At 72.2% G+C, this 4,917-nt stretch carries 6 protein-coding genes; 2 read left to right on the plus strand and 4 right to left on the minus strand.

The window, feature by feature from the left end:
• Positions 1-560, minus strand: a 560-nt coding sequence (locus V7Q31_RS17485) for a hypothetical protein (RefSeq protein WP_333835134.1), incomplete at its 3' end; no start/stop codon positions are given.
• Between V7Q31_RS17485 and V7Q31_RS19250 the strand changes: the two genes are divergently transcribed.
• Complete coding sequence (locus V7Q31_RS19250) at positions 559-1,371, plus strand: DUF2252 family protein (protein ID WP_442976730.1); 813 nt, start codon at positions 559-561, stop codon at positions 1,369-1,371. The two genes, V7Q31_RS17485 and V7Q31_RS19250, sit on opposite strands and share 2 nt — an antisense overlap.
• Here V7Q31_RS19250 and V7Q31_RS17490 read toward each other — a convergent pair.
• Genes V7Q31_RS17490 through V7Q31_RS17500 form a run of 3 tightly spaced genes read right to left on the minus strand, consistent with a single transcriptional unit; the run spans position 1,331 to position 2,281 of the window.
• Positions 1,331-1,615: a helix-turn-helix domain-containing protein gene (locus V7Q31_RS17490; protein WP_333835135.1), complete on the minus strand. Its 285-nt coding sequence runs from the start codon at positions 1,613-1,615 to the stop codon at positions 1,331-1,333. The two genes, V7Q31_RS19250 and V7Q31_RS17490, sit on opposite strands and share 41 nt — an antisense overlap.
• 19 nt (positions 1,616-1,634) lie before the next feature.
• Positions 1,635-1,937: a helix-turn-helix domain-containing protein gene (locus tag V7Q31_RS17495; protein ID WP_333835136.1), complete on the minus strand. Its 303-nt coding sequence runs from the start codon at positions 1,935-1,937 to the stop codon at positions 1,635-1,637.
• A complete protein-coding gene (locus V7Q31_RS17500; RefSeq protein WP_333835137.1) occupies positions 1,934-2,281 on the minus strand; it encodes a type II toxin-antitoxin system RelE/ParE family toxin in 348 nt (115 codons plus the stop codon). The genes V7Q31_RS17495 and V7Q31_RS17500 overlap by 4 nt, the downstream gene beginning before the upstream one ends.
• A 363-nt stretch (positions 2,282-2,644) precedes the next feature.
• Here V7Q31_RS17500 and V7Q31_RS17505 point away from each other — a divergent pair, with 363 nt between their 5' ends.
• Positions 2,645-4,780 carry a UPF0149 family protein gene (locus tag V7Q31_RS17505; protein WP_333835138.1) on the plus strand — a complete coding sequence of 712 codons (2,136 nt, stop codon included), beginning with the start codon at positions 2,645-2,647 and terminating at the stop codon, positions 4,778-4,780.
• Positions 4,781-4,917 lie beyond the last annotated feature (137 nt).

Here is a 4,917-nt window from a genome sequence, read left to right on the forward strand (position 1 = left end):
TCCGAGCCGGCGCCGAAGCCACCGACGTTTGCGGACGCGTTCAGCGTCACGCGTTCGGTGGCGGCGTATCCGACGCGGGCGCCGACGATCGGATCGACGTAGGTCGTGGATTTCGATGCGCTGAGGGCCCCGGCCGTCACCGTCGTGTCGAGAGACGTGAGCCGGCCCCCGCCGTAGGCGTCGACGAAGGAGCCGCCGTCTTCCCAGAGCCGCCAAGCCCCGGCGCCGGTGAACATGAACAGGTCGTTGGCCACGCTTTGCCGGCCGCCGAGCGGGCCGGTCTGCGACACGCCGAGATCGGTGAAGAACACGTCTCCGAACAATCCGAAGCGCCCGCGCCGCGCCTCGGCGGTCCCGAACACGCCGAAGTTCAGGGCCTCGAGGATCTCGGTGGCGCTGGTCGACACCTCGGTAGACACCGACCCGCCGGGCCGATCGATGCTCGCGTCGACCTCCATCGCCGGGAACCAGCCATAGGCCGAGACGATGAAGCTCCATTCCTCTGCGGCGGCCGAGCCGGCGGCAAGAGCGAAACTGACGGCGGCGATGGCGCGGATCATGAAGGCTACTGGGTGTGGGGCATGCAATTCTCGACGGCCGGGGGCGACGTGCGCGCCCCTGGCGGCCCCGGGTGACGCGCCGCGTGCGCGTCGATCGCTTCAGTCTTCACGGAGCGCCTCGCGGTTGCAGGGGGCCGACGAAAGCCGCCCGCGGGTTGGTGATTTGCCCCCGCGCTCCGCGACGCGGATCGCGGCGGAGGGTGCCGCAGCAACCGCACTATGGCGCCTATTCGGGGGGCCGTCCTTTGCGCTGAATCAACGCGGAGAGCGCGGAACGCGCGCTTTGTGGCCGAAGCGGTCATCGCGACGAGCGGCGTCGCGCGGCGAGGAACACCGTTGTGAACAAAGCGTCCATCGCCAAGGACGGGCCGGGGTCAGCCCGGCGAACGTCGTCCGCATCGAGCACCTCGTCCCGATCCGCTGCGGGCGGATGCTGCAATCGCCCTTCGCCTTCTTCCGCGGCTCCGCCGGAGTGATGGCGGCGGACCTGGCCGGGACGCCTGCGACCGGGGTGCCGCTGCAGCTCTGCGGCGACTGCGAACTGGGAGCTTCGGCGGCTTCGCCACGCCCGAGCGCAACATCCTGCGCGCTGATCAACATCTCAGCGTCCGACCAGCGCAAGAGGCTCCCGGCGGGCGGTCGAGGCGCTCGCGCGCCAGCAATCGCAAACGGCCGCTTCTGCGTGAGCCATCCACAGCCCCTGACAGGCCGGAAAGGCGCAGAGGCCGCCGGTCACGGCGGCGCAACCCGAAGGCGGGCGCTGCGGATGCTCAAGCGACGGCCGCCGCCACCAGGTCAGGGTCGCGCATGATCACGCGGACATAGGCCACGGCGAAATCCGGCGCGGTCGCGCGGGCCTGCTCCCAGTCGCGCAGCGTGCCGAGGGGGACTTGGAAGCGCCGGGCGAACTCGGCCAGGGAGAGACCGAGCCCTGTGCGGGCCTTGCGCACGAGCCGCGCCCTCTGGCCTCTGTCGAGAGCCTCGGCCGAGACGTCGAAGTCCTCGGGGTCTGCGGGATCAGCGGGCAGGACGGAAGGCGCGTTCTTCACCTGCATTGCTTCTTCTGACCGCCTCTTACCGGATCGCCGCGCTCAACGCCTCCTGCACCAGCGTTGGCCGCTTGTCGATCAGCGCCAGCAGCACGCGCGCCGGACCTTCGGGCCGTCGCCGACCCTGCTCCCAGCCCCGCAGAGTGCCGACCGCCACGCCGATGCTCCGGGCGAACGCCGTCTGCGACAACCCCGACCGGGCGCGGATCGCCGCAACGTCGGGCTCGGGCACGCGAACCTCATGGGCGACCGCGCCGACGCGCCGACCCTCGGCATAGGCCAGCGCCTCTTCGAGCCCGCGCCGGACGCTTTCGTACGCCTCGCTCATGGCCGTCTCCAATAGGTCGCCGCGATTAGATCGCAGATCGCCGCCAGTTCTGCTCGCTCCGCCGCCGAGACGTTCGCCTTCTCGTTCTTGCCGAACACCGACAGCAGGAACACCGGCGCCGCCTCGCTGCGGAAGAAGTGCAGCACACGCCACCCGCCGCTCTTGCCGCCGCCCGGCCGGGCGAGCCGCATCTTGTAGAGACCGCCTCCGAGAGGGACGCCCGCAGCCGGGTCGGCGGCGAGCAGGTTCACAAGGGCGGCGCGATCCTCGTCGCTCATGCCGACCGCCCTGGCCCGTCGCAGATACTCCGGTGTTTCGACGACAGTGATCAGGCGATCTCTCATGAGCGAGTGTGGTCCTTCGTGCGATGTGCGTCAATGACACATAATGCAAGGGGGCTTCGCGCCGGGACGACCAAGAGTTTCCCGAGCCCCGCTTGCGCAGCGCCCCTGACCAGCCTCCCGCCTCACGAAGCGGTTTCCGCCGTCGCGCGAAAGCTTGCGATCAGACAAAGACCGACCCGTTGGCGGCCGGTCCGACACTGTCGCAGCCGCGGGCGGGTCATTCGCGCTGCGCGGCGACGTAGGTGCGCCCAACCGCCTTTGGTCAAGGCCGCCCCATTGCGCCGCGGGCGGATCGACGCGTGCTTGACGGCCGCGTCCCGCGCCGCCGACCATCCGGCGCACCTCGTGTCCCGGAGCCCCTCGATGAGCACCGACCCGCTGGACGCCGCGCTCTCGGCGCTGGCCGCCGCCAAAGGCGAAGCGTCATTCGCGCAGGCGGCCACCCGGGCCGCGAAGGCGATGCTGGAGACGCCGGGGGCGGCGGCGGGGCTGGCGCGTCGGCTCGTCACGGCGTCGAACTCCGCGCCGATCGGCGACATGATGGCGCTGTGGGCCGCGCTGCTGGACGAGGCCCGCATGGCGCGGGAGAATGGCTTCGCCGCCGCCGATCGCGCCATGCGCGAAGTGGAGGCGGAGATCGCGTCGCTCGGGGCCAAAGGCGCGCTCGACATGGCGCGCCGCGCCGCGCTTGCGCAGGGCTATGCCGCTGCGGGGCTGCCGACGCCCGCCGTCCTGATGATCGACGACGCGGCGATGGCCGCGACCGGCCGACTGCGCGCAGCGACGCCGGGAGACGCCGGCGGCGAGCTCGACGCGATGGTCGAGAAGCTGCTGCGCGACGCCGACGGCGAGCCGTTGCGCGCGCACGCCCAGCTCGCCGGCTCTCTCGCCGCGCTGCCGGACGACGCCCGCGCAATGGCGTTCGCTGCGGTCGCGCAGTCCGCGACGCCGGCTTGGACCCGCATCGGACTGTACAGTCTGTTCGATCGCGCGGCCGCCGTGCGCGACGCCGTCGCCGCCGCGTTCGAGGCCAGGGCGCGGCAGGGCGCGCTCGATGACCAGACGGCGGCGTCGCTCGTGCTGGCGCGACGACACATGCCGGACGATCCCGCGCGCGCGCGGCTGGACCGGGCGATCAAGGCGGCGCTGCGCGCGGACAGCGCCAGCGCGCCGCCGCCGGCGAACTGGACCGTCCACCGCGTCCTTGCGCTGCCGCCCGACGGCGCCGGCGCGCTCTCCCTGGCGGCGGCCGTCCAGCGCGGCGGTCGGCGCGCTGTCGTCTTCCTGATGCCCAAGCAGGGCCACGGGCTGAAGGACGCCTTCCTGGCGCCCTGCGCCAGCGCGACCGAGCAGCGCGCGATCCTGGCGCGCGCCTATGAGGATCTCGAGCCGATCGAGGTGGACGCCGGGTTGCCGGCGCGCCTCGTCCGGCTCGCGCTCGGGGAGGGGATTGCGGAGGGCGCGCCGCCGCCGCCCGGCCTGATCGACGTCGCGGAGATCTGGGGGCAGGCCGAGCTGACGCCGGCGGGGGCGGATGCGGCGGCCGTGCTCGCCATGGTCGATCCCGAGGGCGAGATCGCGGCGCTGTCGCCGCAGGCGGCCGGCCGGCTGATCAACCATGCGGTCGAGGAAACGGCGACGGTCGGCATGACGGAGACATGGTTCGAGGACAACGAGGCGGTCCGCGCGCTCGTGCTGGAGGCGCGCACTCCGCGCCAGCTCGAGACGGCGCTGTGGCGCTATCTGGACACCCGCAGGGCGTGGTGGGCGCGACACTGGGCTGTCGTCGCGCTCGTGCTGCGCGCCGCCGCCAGGCCGCGCGGGGATTGGCGCGTCTTCGCCGCGACAGCGCAGGCGATGCTCGCCGGGCGCGCCATGAACAAGACGCCTTTGATGTTGGGGGTCTTCGCCGGGACCGTGATGGCGATGGGAGCGCGCGCCGCCGCGGCCGCGCCGGATGCGGGCGTCGAGCCTGAGTGGCTGGAGCGCGGCGGCTTCATGCCGGCGACGCCCGAGCAGGTTCGGCCGCCGGCGCGCGAACGCAAGGGCGAGTTCGCCCGTCTCATCAAGGACGCCACGCTGACGGAAGCCTGGCTGGACGGATATCTCGCCGCCAGCGCCGTCGCGCCGCTGCTGGCCCCGCCGACGGAGTGGCTTGGCGCGATCCTCGACCGGATGGCCTTCGCGGATGAGGCGGCGTTTCACCGCTTCGTCGAGATCGTCGTGCTGCGGGCCAACGACGCCGACGGCTGGTGCGCCGATGCGGCGGCGATCTCTGGCCGGCTCGCCGCCCTTGGCGACGCCGGACGATGCGACTGGGCGGCAGGCTTCGCCGCGTTCGTCTCCGCGATGCGCCATGTCTGGCCCAAGCGCATGCTCAGAGCCGAGGATCGGCGCATCATCGCCGCGCTGGACGCGGCTCCGGAGGCCGGACTGTCCAGCGACCTGGCGCTGGCCCTGCCGGGCTGGATCGCGAAGCGCCACGAGATGAGGGAGTGACGCGCGTCGCCCACGCCACTCGCGGGCAAGGCGGGGATGAGCGAGAGGGCGCTACCTGTAGCGGCTTGAGATCATCGGCGGTCGGGCGCGAGATCATCGCATTTTTCGGCTCAGATTGTTTGAGACTATCCGGATGA

This window comes from Rubrimonas sp. (assembly GCF_036788415.1).
Lineage (GTDB): Bacteria > Pseudomonadota > Alphaproteobacteria > Rhodobacterales > Rhodobacteraceae > Rubrimonas.

Bases quoted from the DNA above. Each gene is read 5' to 3' on its own strand.
- V7Q31_RS19250 (WP_442976730.1), top strand. From the start codon at position 559: ATGAAGGCTACTGGGTGTGGGGCATGCAATTCTCGACGGCCGGGGGCG.
- V7Q31_RS17490 (WP_333835135.1), bottom strand. From the start codon at position 1,615: ATGCAGGTGAAGAACGCGCCTTCCGTCCTGCCCGCTGATCCCGCAGAC.
- V7Q31_RS17495 (WP_333835136.1), bottom strand. From the start codon at position 1,937: ATGAGCGAGGCGTACGAAAGCGTCCGGCGCGGGCTCGAAGAGGCGCTG.
- V7Q31_RS17500 (WP_333835137.1), bottom strand. From the start codon at position 2,281: ATGAGAGATCGCCTGATCACTGTCGTCGAAACACCGGAGTATCTGCGA.
- V7Q31_RS17505 (WP_333835138.1), top strand. From the start codon at position 2,645: ATGAGCACCGACCCGCTGGACGCCGCGCTCTCGGCGCTGGCCGCCGCC.